The sequence below is a fragment of the Campylobacter sp. BCW_4341 genome, from assembly GCF_001764255.1.
GTDB classification, from domain to species: domain Bacteria; phylum Campylobacterota; class Campylobacteria; order Campylobacterales; family Campylobacteraceae; genus Campylobacter_D; species Campylobacter_D jejuni.
In genome coordinates this window covers 16,242-34,412 of sequence record NZ_MKAH01000030.1, presented here as the reverse complement: position 1 = coordinate 34,412, position 18,171 = coordinate 16,242, and the positions used below count along the sequence as shown (strand labels likewise).

The 18,171-nt window shown below is 30.0% G+C and carries 24 protein-coding genes, 4 tRNA genes and 2 pseudogenes; 19 read left to right on the top strand and 11 right to left on the bottom strand.

From position 1 onward, the window contains the following. Positions 1–56: 56 nt before the first annotated feature. Positions 57–444, top strand: a pseudogene (leuD, locus tag AJN70_RS04405) (3-isopropylmalate dehydratase small subunit); the annotation flags it as partial. Here leuD and AJN70_RS04400 read toward each other — a convergent pair. The 3 genes from AJN70_RS04400 to AJN70_RS04390 all read right to left on the bottom strand — a co-directional run bounded on the left by AJN70_RS04400 (position 424) and on the right by AJN70_RS04390 (position 1,136). Further along, positions 424–954, bottom strand: coding sequence for a GNAT family N-acetyltransferase (locus AJN70_RS04400; protein ID WP_070295528.1), 531 nt, complete (start codon positions 952–954; stop codon positions 424–426). The pseudogene leuD and the gene AJN70_RS04400 sit on opposite strands and share 21 nt — an antisense overlap. 27 nt (positions 955–981) lie before the next feature. Further along, positions 982–1,057 (bottom strand) — tRNA-Val (locus AJN70_RS04395). 3 nt (positions 1,058–1,060) lie between these two features. Then, a tRNA-Ala gene (locus AJN70_RS04390) sits at positions 1,061–1,136 on the bottom strand. Between the two features lie 118 nt (positions 1,137–1,254). Between AJN70_RS04390 and AJN70_RS10055 the strand changes: the two are divergent. The 6 genes and pseudogenes from AJN70_RS10055 to AJN70_RS04365 form a co-directional block, all read left to right on the top strand. Further along, positions 1,255–1,536 (top strand): annotated as a pseudogene (locus tag AJN70_RS10055) (DNA topoisomerase); the annotation flags it as partial. Next, positions 1,513–1,992, top strand: a complete 480-nt coding sequence (locus tag AJN70_RS04385) for a topoisomerase DNA-binding C4 zinc finger domain-containing protein (RefSeq protein WP_410002268.1) — start codon at positions 1,513–1,515, stop codon at positions 1,990–1,992. The pseudogene AJN70_RS10055 and the gene AJN70_RS04385, both read left to right, overlap by 24 nt. Then, complete coding sequence (locus AJN70_RS04380) at positions 1,989–4,340, top strand: hypothetical protein (RefSeq protein WP_070295527.1); 2,352 nt, start codon at positions 1,989–1,991, stop codon at positions 4,338–4,340. Before AJN70_RS04385 ends, AJN70_RS04380 begins: the two co-directional genes overlap by 4 nt. A gap of 167 nt (positions 4,341–4,507) precedes the next feature. Beyond that, positions 4,508–4,846, top strand: a complete 339-nt coding sequence (locus AJN70_RS04375) for a hypothetical protein (protein ID WP_070295526.1) — start codon at positions 4,508–4,510, stop codon at positions 4,844–4,846. Next, entirely contained in the window at positions 4,843–5,190 is a 348-nt protein-coding gene (locus AJN70_RS04370) for a hypothetical protein (RefSeq protein ID WP_070295525.1), read from the top strand. The genes AJN70_RS04375 and AJN70_RS04370 overlap by 4 nt, the downstream gene beginning before the upstream one ends. Continuing rightward, positions 5,178–5,471 carry a hypothetical protein gene (locus tag AJN70_RS04365; RefSeq protein WP_070233456.1) on the top strand — a complete coding sequence of 98 codons (294 nt, stop codon included), beginning with the start codon at positions 5,178–5,180 and terminating at the stop codon, positions 5,469–5,471. The genes AJN70_RS04370 and AJN70_RS04365 overlap by 13 nt, the downstream gene beginning before the upstream one ends. 95 nt (positions 5,472–5,566) lie before the next feature. Here the strand turns inward: AJN70_RS04365 and AJN70_RS04360 are convergent, their stop codons facing one another. The 5 genes from AJN70_RS04360 to AJN70_RS04345 all read right to left on the bottom strand — a co-directional run bounded on the left by AJN70_RS04360 (position 5,567) and on the right by AJN70_RS04345 (position 8,340). Continuing rightward, on the bottom strand, positions 5,567–5,956 hold the full coding sequence (locus tag AJN70_RS04360) for a hypothetical protein (protein WP_053872655.1): 390 nt from the start codon (positions 5,954–5,956) through the stop codon (positions 5,567–5,569). 1 nt (position 5,957) lies between these two features. Then, positions 5,958–6,752, bottom strand: coding sequence for a Fic family protein (locus AJN70_RS04355; RefSeq protein WP_004305857.1), 795 nt, complete (start codon positions 6,750–6,752; stop codon positions 5,958–5,960). Between the two features lie 209 nt (positions 6,753–6,961). Further along, positions 6,962–7,120 (bottom strand): hypothetical protein, encoded by a 159-nt coding sequence (locus AJN70_RS09855; protein WP_079729000.1) that lies wholly within the window; start codon positions 7,118–7,120, stop codon positions 6,962–6,964. A gap of 173 nt (positions 7,121–7,293) precedes the next feature. Then, the gene (locus tag AJN70_RS09850; protein ID WP_250540855.1) at positions 7,294–7,794 is read right to left on the bottom strand and encodes a glycosyl transferase family 90; all 501 of its coding nucleotides are present in this window, start codon (positions 7,792–7,794) and stop codon (positions 7,294–7,296) included. A 458-nt stretch (positions 7,795–8,252) separates the two neighbouring features. After that, positions 8,253–8,340 (bottom strand) — tRNA-Ser (locus tag AJN70_RS04345). Between the two features lie 135 nt (positions 8,341–8,475). Here AJN70_RS04345 and AJN70_RS04340 point away from each other — a divergent pair. Next, positions 8,476–8,552: transfer RNA gene (locus AJN70_RS04340), tRNA-Met, on the top strand. Positions 8,553–8,565: 13 nt separating this feature from the next. Here AJN70_RS04340 and AJN70_RS04335 read toward each other — a convergent pair. From AJN70_RS04335 to AJN70_RS04325, 3 genes are read right to left on the bottom strand one after another with little or no spacing between them, the layout of a single operon-like run. Next, entirely contained in the window at positions 8,566–8,664 is a 99-nt protein-coding gene (locus AJN70_RS04335; protein WP_002869298.1) for a hypothetical protein, read from the bottom strand. Further along, positions 8,661–9,731: a 23S rRNA (adenine(2503)-C(2))-methyltransferase RlmN gene (gene rlmN, locus AJN70_RS04330; RefSeq protein WP_070295524.1), complete on the bottom strand. Its 1,071-nt coding sequence runs from the start codon at positions 9,729–9,731 to the stop codon at positions 8,661–8,663. The genes AJN70_RS04335 and rlmN overlap by 4 nt, the downstream gene beginning before the upstream one ends. Positions 9,732–9,753: 22 nt before the next feature. Beyond that, positions 9,754–10,290 (bottom strand): purine-nucleoside phosphorylase, encoded by a 537-nt coding sequence (locus AJN70_RS04325; protein WP_002870453.1) that lies wholly within the window; start codon positions 10,288–10,290, stop codon positions 9,754–9,756. A gap of 79 nt (positions 10,291–10,369) precedes the next feature. On the opposite strand from AJN70_RS04325, the gene rsmA reads away from it, so the two are divergent. The 11 genes from rsmA (at position 10,370) to rpsC (ending at position 18,170) form a co-directional block, all read left to right on the top strand. Continuing rightward, positions 10,370–11,170, top strand: a complete 801-nt coding sequence (rsmA, locus tag AJN70_RS04320; RefSeq protein WP_002870454.1) for a 16S rRNA (adenine(1518)-N(6)/adenine(1519)-N(6))-dimethyltransferase RsmA — start codon at positions 10,370–10,372, stop codon at positions 11,168–11,170. Next, on the top strand, positions 11,139–13,133 hold the full coding sequence (locus AJN70_RS04315; protein WP_079861334.1) for a ribonuclease J: 1,995 nt from the start codon (positions 11,139–11,141) through the stop codon (positions 13,131–13,133). The genes rsmA and AJN70_RS04315 overlap by 32 nt, the downstream gene beginning before the upstream one ends. A 34-nt stretch (positions 13,134–13,167) precedes the next feature. Continuing rightward, entirely contained in the window at positions 13,168–13,929 is a 762-nt protein-coding gene (locus AJN70_RS04310) for a pseudouridine synthase (RefSeq protein WP_070295523.1), read from the top strand. 197 nt (positions 13,930–14,126) lie between these two features. Further along, positions 14,127–14,438, top strand: a complete 312-nt coding sequence (gene rpsJ / locus AJN70_RS04305; protein ID WP_002779353.1) for a 30S ribosomal protein S10 — start codon at positions 14,127–14,129, stop codon at positions 14,436–14,438. A 9-nt stretch (positions 14,439–14,447) separates the two neighbouring features. Continuing rightward, positions 14,448–15,023: a 50S ribosomal protein L3 gene (gene rplC / locus AJN70_RS04300; protein ID WP_002779987.1), complete on the top strand. Its 576-nt coding sequence runs from the start codon at positions 14,448–14,450 to the stop codon at positions 15,021–15,023. Continuing rightward, positions 15,020–15,634 (top strand): 50S ribosomal protein L4, encoded by a 615-nt coding sequence (gene rplD, locus AJN70_RS04295; RefSeq protein WP_002791636.1) that lies wholly within the window; start codon positions 15,020–15,022, stop codon positions 15,632–15,634. The genes rplC and rplD overlap by 4 nt, the downstream gene beginning before the upstream one ends. A gap of 2 nt (positions 15,635–15,636) precedes the next feature. Continuing rightward, positions 15,637–15,918, top strand: coding sequence for a 50S ribosomal protein L23 (locus AJN70_RS04290; RefSeq protein WP_002856384.1), 282 nt, complete (start codon positions 15,637–15,639; stop codon positions 15,916–15,918). Between the two features lies 1 nt (position 15,919). Next, on the top strand, positions 15,920–16,750 hold the full coding sequence (gene rplB, locus AJN70_RS04285; protein ID WP_002825501.1) for a 50S ribosomal protein L2: 831 nt from the start codon (positions 15,920–15,922) through the stop codon (positions 16,748–16,750). A gap of 1 nt (position 16,751) precedes the next feature. Then, positions 16,752–17,033 carry a 30S ribosomal protein S19 gene (gene rpsS, locus AJN70_RS04280; RefSeq protein WP_002851509.1) on the top strand — a complete coding sequence of 94 codons (282 nt, stop codon included), beginning with the start codon at positions 16,752–16,754 and terminating at the stop codon, positions 17,031–17,033. Positions 17,034–17,043: 10 nt separating this feature from the next. Beyond that, positions 17,044–17,469: a 50S ribosomal protein L22 gene (gene rplV, locus AJN70_RS04275; protein ID WP_002860832.1), complete on the top strand. Its 426-nt coding sequence runs from the start codon at positions 17,044–17,046 to the stop codon at positions 17,467–17,469. Further along, positions 17,469–18,170 (top strand): 30S ribosomal protein S3, encoded by a 702-nt coding sequence (gene rpsC / locus AJN70_RS04270; RefSeq protein WP_002851138.1) that lies wholly within the window; start codon positions 17,469–17,471, stop codon positions 18,168–18,170. The genes rplV and rpsC overlap by 1 nt, the downstream gene beginning before the upstream one ends. Position 18,171 lies beyond the last annotated feature (1 nt).

Here is an 18,171-nt window from a genome sequence, read left to right as displayed (position 1 = left end):
TGCCTTGAAAATTTAGACTACGATGAAAATATTTATAATTTAGATGATGTTTATGTTTGGTGAGTTTTGAAAATTTTTGTAGCGGCTCTTCAAGAAAGCATGCGCCTTGGGCTTTGGTTGATTATGGTATTAGAGTTATTATCGCACCTTCTTTTGCAGATATTTTTAAAAACAATGCCTTAGGAAATGGTTTGCTTACCATAGAACTTACTAAAGATGAGGTTTTGGAAATAGTTGATGAGTTAAAAAAATCCCAAGATAAAAATATAGAAATTTCTTTGTTGGAAAAAAAGAGTATTTTTTAAAGATAAGATTTTTTCTTTTGATTTAGATGATTTTCACAGAATTTGTCTTTTGGAAGGACTTGATAATATAGCTTTGACTTTAAAACATGAAGCACAAATCAAAGCCTATGAGAAAAACTCAAAAAGCTTTTTGATTTAGAATTTTTTCATAAGCTAAAAAAGGATCTTGGTAATTAGGTATGTTAAAATTTCCACAAAAATTAAAATCAAGCTTTTTAAAAAGCGAATTCATAGGAAAATTTTTACTATGAGTATCTGCTCTTAAACTTGCCTTGTGATTTTCCAAGGCAAAATTTTCGCAAAAATTTAAAAGTTTTTGTGCTACGCCTTTGCCCTTTGCTTTTTGTTTGACGGCTAAACGGTGTAGATAAAAAGCTTTATCATCATATTTTTTGTTAAAAATAACTTGTTTGTAAAATTCAGGTTCAAATTTTTCATTGATACAGATAAAGCCTAAAATTTCATCATTTTCTTTAAACACATAAAGTTCTTGTACTTGTATATCTTCTTGAAAAACTATTTCATTAGGATAATTCTCATCCCATTGATGAAAATTCATAGCTTTCATAGCATTTAAAGCATCTTTTGTGATTTCAAGTATAGAATTTAAATCTTTATGGATGGCTTTTTGTATGATAGTGTTTTGCATGATAATCCTTTGTATAAGGAAGGGCGATGGTGGCTCCGATTGGACTTGAACCAACGGCCACTACCATGTCAAGGTAGTGCTCTACCAGCTGAGCTACGGAACCATATGGTGGAGCATAGCGGGTTCGAACCGCTGACCCCAACGCTGCCAGCGTTGTGCTCTCCCAGCTGAGCTAATGCCCCTTTGTAAGTCTGAGATTTTATCGCAATATTACTTGTTTTTGGCTGAAAACTAAAATCAAATTTTTAATTTATGATGTAATATACTACTTTATTAAAAGATTTAAATCAAGTTTCTAAATATGTTAAAGATGAAAAAATTAAAAAACTTTTAATAGAAAAAGATAAAGATAAAAAAGGCGAAAATGGCGGAATAGGAATTCCAGCAACAAGAAGTAATCACATAGAAACTTTAATAAACAGAGGCTATATTGTAGTTTCAAAGGATAAAAAGCAAGTTGTTAATGCTACAGAACTTGGAATTAATTTAATCCAAAATTTAGATCCTATATTGACAAATCCAGACATGACAGCTTTATGGTTTGAATCTCAAAAAGAGATACAAGAAGGAAAACTAAAAAGAAGCGATTTTTTAAATTCAATTAATGATTTTATTTTAAAAATAATTGATAATGAAAAGAGTTTAAACAAAAAAATTGTTTCTAATGAAGAAAAAGAAAAAATAACTTGTCCTAAATGTCAAAAAGGTTTTTTAAGAGAAATAAATGGAAAATTTGGAAAATTCTTTTCTTGTTCTGAATATTCTAATGGTTGTGATTTTAAGGCAAAATCTGTTAATGGAAAACCTGAATTAGAAAATAAAAGCACTAATTTAAATACATCTTTTAAATGTCCTCAATGCAATCAAGGAAACTTAATAAAAAGAGAAAGTAAAAATGAAAAAAACAAATTTTGGTATGGTTGTTCTGAATGGAAAAATGGTTGTAAATTTATGTGTCCTGAATTAAATGGCGAACCTAATTTAAATGCTAAAAATAATTTTCAAAACAATTATAAGCAAAAGGTTAAATACAAATGAAAAAAATAATTTTATTTTTATTGCTGTTTAATTTCTTATTTGCAGAAGGAACAAATAATGGGCAAGGAGTTGTTTCTGAAACTACTAAAGAAGAAATGCAAAAAATATTTTCTAATAGAAATGATGACATAGAAACTAATGATGGATGTAGTTGGGAGTGTAGAAAGGTTAATAGCGGATATGGAACTCAAATCATAGGATTTGATTTTAAAAATGGGACAACTTTTTGTAGAGTTTATAAAAATGAAAATTTTGATTTAGATTTAAAATTTAATGCTTCAAAAACTAATTTATCTTGTGCTAAACAAGTGTATACAGGACTTGATACTGAATTAAAAAATTATGAAAATATAGATAGAAAAATTAATTTAGAAAGTATAATTAAATGGACGCCAAGCGATACTAAAATTAATTTTGCAAAATATTTAGTTGCTTTAGCAACTTTAAATCCAAATATTATTGATAGAGAAAAAACTTATAATTTAGGAGAATTAACCTTAAAAGATGGTATAGATAATTTTAGCATTAAAACTATACAAAAAAATCAAAGTTTTATGGATTTTTTGATAGCTCCAAATTCTGTTTTAAATCAAAATAAAGGATTTTCTACTTCAAGTATAAGTTTGCAAGAAGCTTCAGCTGTAGATGGTTTTAATAAAAACAATATGGCGTATTTTTCAAATCTATTTTTAACCAATGAAAAAATTTATCAACATTTACAAATTCTAATTCTTGTTTTAGTTGGCGGATTTTTTCTTACTTCAATTAGTGCAGAAAAAATTCAAGCTTACTTAGAAAATAAGGGTGAAAGCGAAGGAAAACAAAAATTTTTACATAAATTTTATATTCCAATGATTATGATGGGAATATTTTTTATGCCTATACCTGAAGGAAATGGTTTAGCTCACTCAACAATTATGCAAAACGTCATTAGATATTTTGCATTAAAATCAACAGATATTGCAGATATGGCTAGTGCAATTGGTGGAAAAACCTATATGGATAAAATTTATAAAAGTATAGGTGGAGTAAATATTCAAGGTATTAAAGCCTTATTAGAAAAAAAGAAAGAAAATGAGTTTCTTATAAGTCAAGGAGATGAAATTTATAAAAAAACTTGTTCTTTAAGATATAAAAACCAACTATCTGCCATTAGAGAAAGCTATATCACTTCTTTAACAGATGAAGATAAAGAAAAAATAAAACGATTTTTAGCTGAAGATAGTAATGATATGGCAGGAAAAAATGGCGATATTTCCTTGGAAGCTTGTATAGCTTTAGAAGCTGATATTTTAAAAGCAAGAAATGAAATAACTAAAATAAATTCTCAAATGGAAAAAATTGATAAATTAAGAGATAACACTCAAAAAATCAATGAAATGAAAAATCTTGATGCTTATTTTGCAGTAAGAGAAATGCAACTTGGATGGATAAATTCTTTATTTACGCCAAGTAGTGCAATTTTAGCAGAAGTAACTATGTTTAAAGAAGAGCAAGGTGATGAAGATGAACAAAAAGAAAGGATGATTAAAGCAACTAAAAAAAATATTCAAAACACTAAAGAAAATATAAATAAAGGAGATATTGAAATTAGTAAAGATGATATTACAGATAGCTCTTTAGGATGGATAGCAGGTAAATTAGTATGGATGATGTTACCAGGAGCTTCAACTATAAAAGATTTTGTAATGGAAAATACTGGAAAATTCATGGCTGTAATTCAAGCAGCAGCAGCTTCTACTGTGCCAATCATAGGAACAGTAGGTGGAGCTATCGTTGGATACATAACAGGAACAGTTGCCTCAACAATTACAGGATATGCTATAGCTATAATGTTAATAGAATGGACTTTTCAAAAAATACCATTATTTGTTTGCACTACAGCTTCTATTATAATATTTGTATCTTATTTAGTTTCTTTGATAAAATATTTTTATATTTCACCATTCGTTGTAGCTTTCTCCTTAGCAACTAAAAGAATGGATAAAATTATTGAATTCTTAATTAATGGCATGGCTATATTTTTAAAACCCGTATTAATTATTCTCTTTATATATTTATCATTATTTATAAATGTTTTAGTAGACGAATTTTTCTTATTTGTTTCTGTAGAACAATTTACAGGAATTAAAACTAGCGTATATAATTTTCACACTAACTTTATTATAGGTGCAATCACAGGCTTATTAACTATATTTGCAAAAATTGCTTCAGCGGTAATTATGTGGAATTTAATTATTAAAGGGTCTTCATGGGCTTTATCATTGGTAGGTATTGATGGAAAACAAAGTGAAATGATTTTTCAAGGTATGGAAAACACTTTAAACAAGAGAGCAAATATTGTTTAAAGAAATCTCAACTAAACCAAATATATACAAAGGAATAAAATGGAAAATAAAATGAAAAAAAATATATAGAACTTGAAAGAAAAGAAGGACAAATCAATGACATTCCATATGTTATTTTGAAAGTTGAATATCCTAATCTAAAAGAATTAAAAGATAAGGATTTATTAATGCAAAATGACAAAGGACAATGGCTTTGTGGCTATATTGGCTTAAAACACGAACAAGAATTAGATTTTAATAAGTTGGAAAATGAAGTTTGTATAGCCCCTATTTATTTAGAAAAATTTGACACTGATTTATTTGAAAAAGACGAGAATGTTACTAAAATCATATTTTTTGATCAAAATCATTCTTGGAATAAAAGTAGGATAAATACTCAGTTAGATGAAGATTTATGCTTAAAAGATATTGAAAAAGTAGTAAATCACATTATTGATTTTAACAAAAATAATATAAAAGAAGAAAATTCCAATAAAGAATATAAATTTCAAAGGAGAAGAAAATGACAAAAATAGATTATTATAATTTTTTAGATGAAGCAGATTGCTTAATGAAAAAATACAAAGAAGAACAAAAGGAGCTTACAGAAGAAGTATTTTTAAATTTTTTAAAAGAAATGGTAGAAAAATACAATCTTAATAAAAGAAAATATGATTTTTTTGTGCTTCATAATAATTTTCTCTTTGTAACAAAAAACAAGCAATGTTACACAATAATCAGCTTTGAAAAAGACAAAGATAGAAAAATAGATTTTTCAGGATATAGCCTTGAAACAAAAGAACAAGGAGAAAAATATTTTGAAGAAAATTTTAAAGAATATGAGAAAGTTGATTTTTTATGGAAAACATAAAATTTGAGAAAAAATTAAAAGAATTAGAACTTACAAAAAAATATGGAAAGAGTAACTATGTTAAAATTACAAATCCAAACGCAACAAAAAAAGATATAGAAAAGGATAAAAAGAAAATGGTAGAAGAGAAAGAAAGTAAGGGGAGCAATCCTATACAATTAAGAATTAGCGATAAGACGAAAGAATACCTTCAAGAGAGAGCTGACAGCTTAGGTTTTCCTTTAAATACATATATTTACCATCTTATTATGAAAGATATGGAAACTTTTAATCAAAAGTGATTAAAAGTTTTTTCGAAAAATGCTAAACTCAAAGAAACACTAGATAAAAAAGCTGAAGAGTTAGGCATTAACGCAACTCAACCCATAAAAACATTTTAATTATCAGAAATATCACAAAATTTCCTTCGCAAATTACACTCAACGCTAAGTATACTATAATGATCATTATAATTTATAATCATTATATCAGCATATTCATATCTTCCATTTTCAATTTCTTTTTTAGATTCTTTTTGTGAATTTAAAAGAAAATTATAATCTCTTTCTTTAAGTGTTTTAATATTTTTTATTTCGCTTAAATCAATTAAAGAATACTTTCCACTTGTTTTATACTCTTCATCAATTTTTTTAAGTGCAAATTCATATCCTTCTTTACTTCCTTGCTCTGAATTATAAGTATATTCTTTAAGTTTAGGTTCTCCACAACCTATAAAAATTAAAGATAATCCAAAAATAATTAAATGCAAACTTTTTTCTTTTTTCATTTTAGTTCCTTCTTATTTTATCTTTTAAATTTTCTTGATATTCATTTTTTTCATTTTTTAGAGCGAAATGTTTTCTTTTTTCTAGTTCATTTTTAACTTCTTTTATTACTATTGTGTCAAATTTTTCAAAGTTTTTATAATAACAAGCTTCTTCCAAAGCTTGAAAGTATTCTTCTTTTGAAGAATACTTAATATTGATAGGTGGATAATTATTTTTAACAAGCTCATAATTCATTAAAAGCCTTGACATTCTTCCATTACCATCAATAAATGGGTGTATTCTAACAAAGTCAATATGTATTCTTGAAGCTCTAATAATAGGGTGTAAATTTTGTGCTTCATTCTCATACCAATTTAAAAAGTTTTTCATTTCAAAATCAATACTCAAATAATCAGGTGGAATATGTTTTGCACCGCTAATCACTACATTAGCCTTTCTATATACTCCAGCATTCTTTATATCAATTGTTTGTAAAATAATTTGATGTAAAGATTTAATATCAAATTCATTTAAAATTGTATTAGCATTTGCAAGTTCTAACATAAAATCAATAGCATGTGAATGGTTTATGGTTTCTAAGTGTTCTTTTACACTTTTTCCTGCAATAGTCATACCTTCAAGCACTGCTTTTGTTTCAAATAAGGTAAGTGTATTTCCTTCGATTGCATTAGAATCATTTGTATATCTTAATTTAAAATCTTCTTCTAGTGATTTTTTAGTTTCAAAAGCTAGTTTGTGTTCTTTCAAAAAATCTTTTAGAATATCAATTTCCTTTAGAACATCTTTTAAATTCATTTTCTTTTCCTATTTTTTATAATGATAGAATATTTTTTTATTTTATCAATTTTTCTATTAATTTAACCATCCCAATACAAAAAACAGATATTTCTCCATATAAGACAGAAATTCCCTAACTTTTCTTTTGTTATTCATTTTTTTCTCCTTTTATTCCAAAGATAATCAATATTATATTATATAGTATTATATTATAAAATTTTCACTCCTTAACTTCTAAATAACTCCTTGTTTTCGTAGATATTGCCTACGATTTCAAAATTATAATAATATTTTTCATAATAAGTTATTTCTCCACCTTGTTCCGCATCTTCATCTATATTCGATGTAAGCACAAAACCATTTTTCCCAAATTTAACAATACCCATATATTTTTGCCAAAAATGATAAGCTGTGATAAATGTATAAAAAGATTTATTTTTTATGAAAAATTATTTGATTAATTCTAAAATATCTCTTTTTTTGTTAAGTTCAAGTTGTCTAGAATAATAAAAATATTTGGTCAAAACCAAAATTCCTATATGGAATTCTTTTTTCTTATCTAAAAATTTCTTAATATATTGATGAACATTATTAATAATTTCCAATGCATCTTTTGGGCGACTTTAAAATATTCAATTACTGCTGACAAATTCTCATTATCAATCAAAGCAAAGTGATAATTTGGTTTTAAAGTTCCTTCCGTAAACCAAGTTTCGCAAGTTATTTTTGGAGCTAAAACTAAAGAATTAGAATTCATAGCCCATTTTAAGTTGCTTGCTGCATCGTTACCCTCTAAAGAAATTATAAATTTATATTTCATTTGTTCTTTTTTGTTTAAAAAGTTTTTTTTCCATTGGCTAGGTTGTTTTGAAGTATCTCCTATATCGCAAAAAGTTCTACCAAAATAAGAATCAAAAAATTCTTTTCTATGTTTTTGATATACTGCTCCTCTAAATATTGCTATATCCTTTTTATTTTCATAGTTTATGTTATCTTTTAAAAAGCAAAAGTGCCTATTTTTATCAAGTTTTAATAAAATATTATTTATATTATTTTCCAAAGATCTCGATTTGCAAATAGTTGCTTCTTTAAAAGTATGTCTTACATCGCCAAATTCTTTATTCCATAAAAATTCATCTTTAAAGTATTTACTGATTTCATAAGCATCAAAAGCATAAGAGGTGTCTTTAAAAGGAAATTTTCCTATTTTTTCCTTTGCTGTAGGTGTAAAAAATTCATTTATTTGATTATAATATTTAACTCGAGTTTGTATTTCTTCTAGGTCTTTAATATTGTATTTTAAAATATCATTAAAAATTTTATCTAAATTTATTTGAAAAAAAATATCTTGGTATAAAAGATATTCCTATTCCTTTTAAATTCATCAAAAGTCTTGATTGTAGCATTATAAAAAACCTAATAAATAAAATTTTTAATATCTTATCAAAAATTTAAGAATTTGTAAACAATAAAATAACTTTTGACAAAACAATAATTTTTAAATATTAAAAATAAGAATGGCAGACAGGAAGGGATTCGAACCCTCGAAAGCTTGCACTTTACACGCGTTCCAGGCGTGCTCCTTCAACCGCTCGGACACCTGTCTATGAAATAAAGCGTTCATTATATCTATAAAAGCTTTAAAAATAAAGAAATTTTTTAAATATTGAAAATAAAATTATTTTTTAAAAAAATCAGAAAATTTTTAGTAAAAAGTAGTATAATTATATTTTTATTTTTAGTCAGGGTAGCTCAGCTGGTTAGAGCGCTGGTCTCATAAGCCGGAGGTCGGGAGTTCAAGTCTCCCCCTTGACACCATTAAATGTAATAATTATTTTTTTTCTTTTGTTACTACAAAAACAATTCCACCAAAACCTATAATCACAACAGCTGTTATAAAAACGATTTCAAAAATATCTAGCATTGTCATTGTTCTTTTGCCCTTTCTTTAAGCTGTCCACAAGCAGCTGAGATATCAAGCCCTTTACTTTCTCTTATAGTGCAAGTTACACCTTTATTGCTGAGTAAATCTTGAAATTTAATCACATTTTCTAAACTAGGGCGTTTATATAAACTTCCTTCATGTGGATTAAAGAGTATTAAATTCACTTTGGCTTTAATACCATTCAAAAGCTTGACTAATTCTTTAGCGTGTTCAAGCTTATCATTGATACCATCAATTAAAAGATATTCAAACATCACCCTTTTTCTTTGATCTATAGGAAATTCACGCACCGCATCCATAATCGCAGCGATATTATAAGCTTTATTGATAGGCATAAGTTCGGTTCGAAGCTCATCATTAACCGCGTGCAATGATATAGCAAGTAAAACACCTAAGTTCATTTGACCTAATTCTTTGATTTGTTTTGCTAAACCACTAGTGCTGATGGTTTGACGGCGGGGACTTATGGCAAGCCCCTCATTTTGTGCTAAAATTTTTACCGCTTTAGAAACATTTTTAAGATTATCCAAAGGCTCGCCCATACCCATATATACTATATTTACACGGCGTTCATAAGGGATATTATTTTGTTTTTTGATCCATAAAATTTGTCCGACTATCTCCCCTGCGCTTAAATTTCTTTTCAAACCACCCTTGGCAGTAAGACAAAAACTACATCCGCTTTTACAACCTACTTGAGAAGAAACACAGATAGTATATCTCGCATGAGAAATTCTTTTGCCTTCTGTGTCTATTTTTTCTTCTTTCATAGGCAAAAGCACACTTTCTACCCTTAAACCATCGATAAGTTCAAAAAGATATTTTATACTTCCATCTTTACTTTGCTCATTTTTAACACATTTTATAGGAGAGAAATGAAAATTTTGCGCAAGTTCTAAACGTAGATCTTTTGGTAAACTTGACATATCGGAAAAATTATTGGCGTATTTTTGATAAATCCATTGATAAATTTGTTTCACGCGAAACATCGGTTTGATTTTTTCTCCTAATTCTTCAGGTAAAAAATCTAAAATATTAACAAGCTCTTTCAAAATTATTTTCCTTTTTGAATTTTTAAATATAATGATATTTTTTTAAGTATTCTTCTAATTTTTCTTTTGCCTTTTGATGATTTTTTATAAAATCTTCGTGAGCGTTTTCATTACAAAAATTTGTTGCACACAAAATACACTCTGCATCAATATTTAAATTTTTAGCTACACTTAAAACAGAAAAGGCTTCCATATTTTCTGCAAAAAAACCTAATTTCGAAAATTCTTTTGCTGCTTTTGAATTTTGACAAATATAATTTGAAGAATTGATTTTGATTGTTTCACGAGAAACATTTTCTTTTTCTAAGCAAATTTCATATTTTGCAGGAGTATAAAAAGCATGTGAAATTTTAGAAAATTCTACATTAAAAGCACATGAACTTCTATAAATTTCTAAAATTTCCCCCTTATCATAAAGCCCACAAGTTCCTATAAATATGAGTTTTGATGGTTTTTCTTTTAAGCAAAGTTGACCCAAATGAAAAGCTGATTCAACCAAACCTATACCTATAGCTTTTGCAAAAGAAAAATTTTCATTTCCACCCGCACAAACAATCATTTTGATCCTTATGAAATTTTACAAAAATAATTCTACCTAAAAAGACTTAATTAAGAATTTTTAGATAAAATTATTTCTTATGGTTAAAGCAAAAAAACAATACGGACAAAATTTTTTAATCGATAAAAGCGTATTAGCAAAAATCATCCAAGCCATACCCAAAGAGATGAACAATATCATTGAGATTGGGCCTGGCTTAGGTGATTTAACGCAAGAACTTTTAAAAATTTCTCAAGTAAAAGCTTATGAAATCGATAATGATCTCATACCTATTTTAAAAAAGAAATTTCAAAAAGAACTTGAATGTGGAAAATTTAACTTGATCCATCAAGACGCAAGCGAAGCTTTTAATCCTAGTCTTGATGAAAAACCATATTTTTTGGTTGCAAATTTGCCTTATTATGTTGCAAGTCACATTATATTAAAAGCTTTAGAAGATAAAAATTGTCTAGGGCTTATTGTAATGGTGCAAAAAGAAATGGCTGAAAAATTCTGCGCTAAAGAAGGAAATAGTGAGTTTTCTTCCTTAGGTGTTTTAAGTGCAATGATTTGCGAAAGAAAAATACTTTTTGATGTTGATCCACAATGTTTTAATCCTCCACCAAAAGTTATGTCAGCGGTGATGAGTTTGATTAAAACTAAGGATTTTGATGAACTTTGCGAAATAGAAAATTTCAAAAATTTTCTAAAAGACTGTTTTAAAGCTCCTAGAAAACAACTCTTAGGAAATTTAAAAACATATAAAGCAAAAGTTTTAGAAGTTTTAAGCACCCTTGGCTTAAAAGAAAACATCAGACCACATGAAATTTGCGTTGATTCATACCTTAAAATTTATGACAAATTAAAGGATGAATATGGACGAAAACAAAGAGATAAATAAAAACGAACAAAATCCGAACTCAAATTCAAAAAACAATAAACGCTATAAATATAAAAATCGCAGAAAAAAATTAGCCGATTCTTTGCAAAATGAAAATGATACTCCAAAAATTGATCAAAATTCTAACAAGGAAATTTCTGAAAACTCAGAGAATAAAACTGAGAAAAAAAAGAAAAAAAATCGCAATCTTCCTTCAAAACTCACAGGCAATGAAGATTGGCAAATCGCTCTTGCAGAATGTATAGAAGCTAACCGTGTTTCACATGAAAGCCGCTTACACCCTTTAAAATATAATAATTCTAGCGAACATAAAATCCGCATTACTCCTTTAGGAGGCTTAGGAGAAATCGGTGGAAATATTAGCGTTTTTGAAACCAATAAAGATGCAATCATAATAGATATAGGTATGAGTTTTCCTGATGGAACTATGCATGGGGTAGATATTATCATTCCTGATTTTGATTATGTAAGAAAAATTAAAGATAAAATTCGTGGTATAGTGATTACCCATGCACACGAAGATCATATCGGTGCGGTGCCTTATTTCTTTAAAGAATTTCAATTTCCTATCTACGCTACACCTTTGGCTTTAGGAATGATTTCAAACAAATTTGAAGAACATGGCTTAAAAGCAGAACGTAAATGGTTTCGTCCTGTAGAAAAACGCAAAGTTTATGAGATAGGTGAATTTGATATAGAGTGGATTCACATCACGCATTCTATCATTGATGCTTCAGCACTTGCGATCAAGACAAAAGCAGGAACGATTATCCACACAGGTGATTTTAAAATCGATCAAACTCCAATCGATGGCTATCCAACAGACTTAGGGCGTTTGGCGCATTATGGAGAAGAAGGGGTTTTATGTCTTTTAAGCGATAGTACAAATTCCTATAAAGAAGGCTATACAAAAAGTGAAAGCTCCGTAGGACCAACTTTTGATCAAATTTTTGCACGCACCAAAGGCAGGGTGATCATGAGCACCTTTAGTTCTAATATCCACCGCGTTTATCAAGCTATCACTTATGGTTTAAAATACGGTAGAAAAGTTTGTGTGATCGGTCGTTCTATGGAAAGAAATCTTTATACCACTATGGAATTAGGCTACATCAAACTTGATAGAAAAATTTTCATCGATGCTGATGAAGTAAGCAAATATAAAGACAATGAAGTGCTTATCGTAACTACAGGAAGTCAAGGCGAAACCATGAGTGCGCTTTATAGAATGGCAACAGATGAGCATAAATTTATAAAAATCAAACCTACAGATCAAGTGATCATTTCAGCTAAAGCCATACCAGGAAATGAAGCAAGTGTTTCTGCGGTGCTTGATTATCTTTTAAAAGCAGGAGCTAAAGTAGCGTATCAAGAATTTAGTGAAATTCATGTAAGCGGACACGCTAGTATAGAAGAACAAAAGCTTATGCTAACCCTTACTAAGCCTAAATTTTTCCTACCAGTTCATGGAGAATACAATCACATCACCAAACACAAAGAAACAGCGATGAAATGCGGTATTCCTGAAAGAAATATCTATCTTATGAGTGATGGTGATCAAGTAGAACTTTGCCAAAAATATGTTAAACGCATAAAAACCGTAAAAACAGGTAAAGTTTTTGTGGATAATCAAATCAACAAACAAATCGCCGATGATGTGGTTATAGATCGTCAAAAACTTGCAGATAGTGGTATAGTGGTTATTATCGCACAAATTGACAAAACTACAAAAACACTGATCAACAAACCAAGAGTATTTAGCTATGGGCTAGTAGCTGACAAACACGATCATGCTTTTAGCAAAGATATGGCTGAAGTTTTAGGACAGTTTTTCATTAATGTTAAAGATGAAGTACTCAATGATCCAAGATTTTTAGAAAATCAAATCCGCCAAGTTTTAAGAAAGCATATCTTTAGAAAGATTAAAAAATACCCAACCATAGTTCCAACTATTTTTGTAATGTAAAAAGGGCAAAAATGCCCTTTTTAAGGAAGATCAAATGAGAATTAATAAATTTATATCCCATAACACTTGTTATTCACGCCGTGAAGCTGATGAACTTATCAAACAAGGCTTAGTAAAAATAAACAACAAAATTGCCCTTTTAAGCTATGAGGTTAAATTTGATGATAAAGTCTTTGTTAAGGGTAAAAGAGTGCAAAAAAGAACGCAATTTAGCGTGATAATCTACCATAAACAAAAAGGTGAAATTGTCAGTAAAAAAGACGATCGTGGAAGAAAAACTATATACGATACCTTGCCAAGACAATTTAGTACTTGGCTTAGTGTAGGCAGACTGGATTATGCAAGTGAAGGCTTGCTTTTGCTTACAGATTCTCCTGTGATTGCCGATGCTTTAATGCATAGCGATTTAGAAAGAGAATACTACCTTAAAGTTAAAGGTACGGTGAGCAAACAAGTCATCGAAGCGATGCAAAATGGACTTGAGATTAAAAACGAAAAAAAAGGCGCACATGCAAAAACTAAAATTACCTCTATGAGTTTTGCTCCTTTTATAGACTTTGAAATTTTTGGATCAAGTGGAGGCTATACTAAGCTTAGAGTGGTTATAAATGAAGGTAAAAATAGAGAGCTTAGACGCTTTTTTGGACATTTTGATCTTGAGGTTATGGATCTTAAGCGTGTTGCTTTTGGGGCTTTAGATCTTGGTATGTTAAAGGCGAGAAAACACCGTTATTTAGAAAATGGCGAATATGAAAAATTAAGAGATTTTTTGAAATTTAATGAAATAAGATATTGATCATTATATACAAAAATTTAAAAAATAATGATAATTTTTAAATTCTAAAAATTCTATTATTATCCTTTTTAAAAGGAAAATAATAGAAAAATTTCATCAAATTCCTTGACTTTGAAAACAAGATTTTATATACTCTCATTTCAATTTTTATAAATTGGTTAGTTTTTAACTAACGAGTTCTTTTTAAAGGAAATATTATGGAAAGAATTAGGCTTAAGCTAAAAGCTTATGACCATCGAGTACTAGACAGAACAGTTGCAGCAATCGTAGAAGCTGTTAAAAGAACAGGTGCGGATATCAGAGGTCCGATACCAATGCCTACTAAAATCAAACGCTATACAGTTTTAAAATCTCCACACATTAACAAAGATTCTCGTGAGCAGTTTGAAATAAGAATTCACGCGCGTATGCTAGATATAGTAGCAGCGACTCCAGATACAGTTGATTCTTTAACTAAGCTTGATTTAGCGCCAGAAGTAAGCGTTGAAGTAAGAGCTATGGGTAAGTAAGGATAAGATATGGAATATATTGTAGAAAAAATCGGAATGAGTAGAACAATTACTAATCCAAGTATCGCTGTAACTTTACTAAGAGTTGTAAATGCAAAAGTATGTGAAGTTGAAGGCGGAAAGGCTTTAGTAGCATATCCAAAAGGTAAAGCAAGTAATAAATGTGTCGCAGGACAACAAAAAAAGTATAATCTTTCTGCAGAATACAATAGATTTGCGACTTTAGAAGTAGCAAATACTGAAGCAGGAGATTTAGATGAAACTCCATTAAATGAAGCAAAAATTTTAAAAGTAAGCTTTAACACTAAAGGTAGAGGTTATAGCGGTGTTATGAAAAGACATAACTTCGCAGGGGGTCCAGCAAGTCACGGTTCTAGATTTCACAGACGCCACGGATCTATTGGTAATAGAGAATGGCCAGGTCGTGTTCAACCAGGTATGAAAATGGCAGGACACTATGGAAATACTAAAGTGACCGTTAAAAACGAAGTTGTATCTTATGATGCTGAAAACAAAATTTTAGTAGTTAAAGGTGCAGTACCAGGTTATAATGGTGCTATGGGTAAAATAAGGATTGCAAAATGAGTAAAGTAGTTGTTTTAAATGATAAATTAGAAAAAGCAGGTGAACTTGATTTACCTTCAAAATATGCGGAAGTAAATCCACACAATCTTTACTTATATGTAAAATCTTACCTTGCAAGTTTAAGAGCAAATACAGCTCATACTAAAGGTAGAAGTGATGTAAGTGGTGGTGGTAAAAAACCTTGGAGACAAAAAGGTCGTGGCGGTGCTAGAGCGGGTTCAACAAGAACTAACGTTTGGGTAGGCGGTGCGGTTGCTTTTGGTCCAACAAATGAAAGAAACTACTTTCAAAAAGTAAATAAAAAACAAAAAAGATTGGCGCTTGAAAGAGCTTTAGCAGATAAAGCAGCTAAAGGTGCGTTATTTACTGCTGATTCTTTGGCTATTGAAAGTGGTAAAACAAAAGATGCAAACGCTGTGATTAAAAAACTTGGCGTCAAAGATGCTTTAATCGTTAAAGATTTACTAGATGAAAAAACACTTTTAGCTTACAGAAATTTAGCAAATTGCTATGTAGTTGATGTAACTGAAGTAAATGCTTATTTAGTATCTGTATTTAATGCTGTTATCATAGAAAAATCAGCATTAGAATCTATTACAAAAGAGGGATAATTATGGCAGATATTACTGATATAAAGACTATACTTTACACAGAAAAAAGTTTGAATTTGCAAGAGCAAGGTGTCGTAGTTATTCAAACTTCACCAAAAATGACTAAAACAGGTTTAAAAGCGGTTTTAAAAGAGTATTTTGGTGTAACTCCAAAAAGTATCAATTCTTTAAGAATGGATGGAAAAGTTAAGCGTTTTAGAGGTCGTTTAGGTCAAAGAAACGATTATAAAAAATTCTATGTTAAGCTACCTGAAGGTGTTAGCTTAGAAAATACGGAGGCTTAAGATGGCAATTAAAACTTATAAACCATATACTCCAAGTAGAAGATATATCACAGGTTTAAGTTCTGAAGATATTACAGCTAAACCAAGTGTACGCTCACTACTTGTTAAACTTCCAGCACACGCGGGTCGTAACAGCTATGGAAGAATTACAAGTCGTCATAAAGAAGCGGGTGCTAAAAAACTTTACAGAATTATTGATTTTAAACGTCGTAAATTCGGTATAGAAGGTAAAGTAGAAGCAATCGAGTATGATCCATATAGAAATTGTAGAATTGCTTTGATTGCTTATAAAGATGGGGAAAAAAGATATATTCTTCAACCACGTGGATTAAGCGTTGGCGATATTGTTGCAGCTGCTGAAAGCGGACTTGATATTAAACCAGGTAATGCAATGAAACTTAAAAACATTCCTGTGGGTACTATTGTTCATAATGTTGAGTTAAAGCCAGGCAAAGGCGGTCAAATGATCCGTTCTGCAGGTGCTTATGCACAACTTATGGGTAAAGAAGAAAAATATGTTATCTTAAGACTTGCAAGTGGCGAAATGAGACAAGTTTTAGCTGAATGTATGGCAAGTATCGGCGAAGTTGGAAATGAAGAATGGGCTAATGTAACTATCGGTAAAGCAGGTAGAAATCGCCATAGAGGTATCCGTCCACAAACTCGTGGTTCTGCTATGAACCCAGTAGATCACCCGCACGGTGGGGGTGAAGGTAAGAAAAATTCAGGCCGTCATCCAGTAACTCCATGGGGTAAACCAACCAAAGGTGCGAAAACTCGTCGTAAAAAAGCTAGCGATAAGCTAATAATTTCAAGAAGAAAAGGAAAGTAAGATGGCTAGATCACTAAAAAAAGGTCCTTTTGTTGATGATCATGTAATGAAAAAAGTCATCGCTGCTAAAAAGGCTAATGATAATAAACCAATTAAAACTTGGTCAAGAAGAAGCACAATTACTCCTGATATGATAGGACTTACATTTAATGTTCATAATGGTAAAAGCTTTATTCCAGTTTATATTACTGAAAATCATATCGGTTATAAGCTTGGTGAATTTGCTCCAACACGCACATTTAAAGGGCATAAAGGCTCTGTGCAAAAGAAAATTGGTAAGTAAGGGATAAGATATGAGTAAAGCATTAATTAAATTCATAAGATTATCTCCAACTAAAGCAAGATTGATTGCTAGGGAAGTTCAGGGGATGAATGCAGAATTAGCTATGGCTAGTTTAAAATTTATGCCAAATAAAGGTGCAAAATATATCGCAAACGCAATTTCAAGTGCAGTAGCAAATGGTGGCTTTGAAGCAAACGAAGTGATTGTAAAAAGTTGTCGCGTGGATGCAGCTGCGGTGTTAAAAAGATTTAGACCAAGAGCTAGAGGAAGTGCAAGTCGTATTAGAAAACCAACTTCACATATTTTAGTAGAAGTGGCAAAAGCAGAAGTGAAAGCTGAAGAGAAAAAAACAGTAGCTAAAAAAACTACTACAACAAAAGCTCCAGCTAAAAAAACAACAAGCACTAAAAAAGCAACAGCGAAAAAGGAAAGCTAATGGGACAAAAAGTTAATCCAATTGGTCTAAGACTAGGAATCAATAGAAACTGGGAATCAAGATGGTTTCCAACTAAAGCAAATTTAGTAGAAAATATCGGTGAAGATTACAAAATCAGAGCTTTCTTAAAAAGAAAACTTTATTACGCAGGAATTAGTCAAATTTTAGTAGAAAGAACTGCTAAAAAACTTCGCGTTACTGTAGTTGCCGCAAGACCAGGTATCATCATCGGTAAAAAAGGTAGTGATGTTGATAATTTAAGAAAAGAATTGCAAGATTTAATCGGTAAAGATGTAAATATCAATATCAAAGAAGAAAGAAAAGCAGGAGCTTCAGCTCAACTTGCTGCTGAAAGTGTTGCAACTCAACTTGAAAAAAGAATTGCTTTTAGAAGAGCAATGAAAAAAGTAATTCAAGGCGCGCAAAAAGCAGGTGCTAAAGGGATTAAAGTTTCAGTTTCTGGTCGTTTAGGCGGTGCTGAAATGGCAAGAACAGAATGGTATCTTGAAGGACGCGTTCCACTTCATACTTTAAGAGCAAAAATCGATTATGGTTTTGCAGAAGCTAGAACTACTTATGGAAACATAGGGGTTAAAGTATGGATCTTTAAAGGTGAGGTATTACACAAAGGTATGCAACCTGAAAAAACTGAAGAAAGTGCTCCAGCTAAAAAGCCAAGACGCACAAGAAGGGGTAAATAAT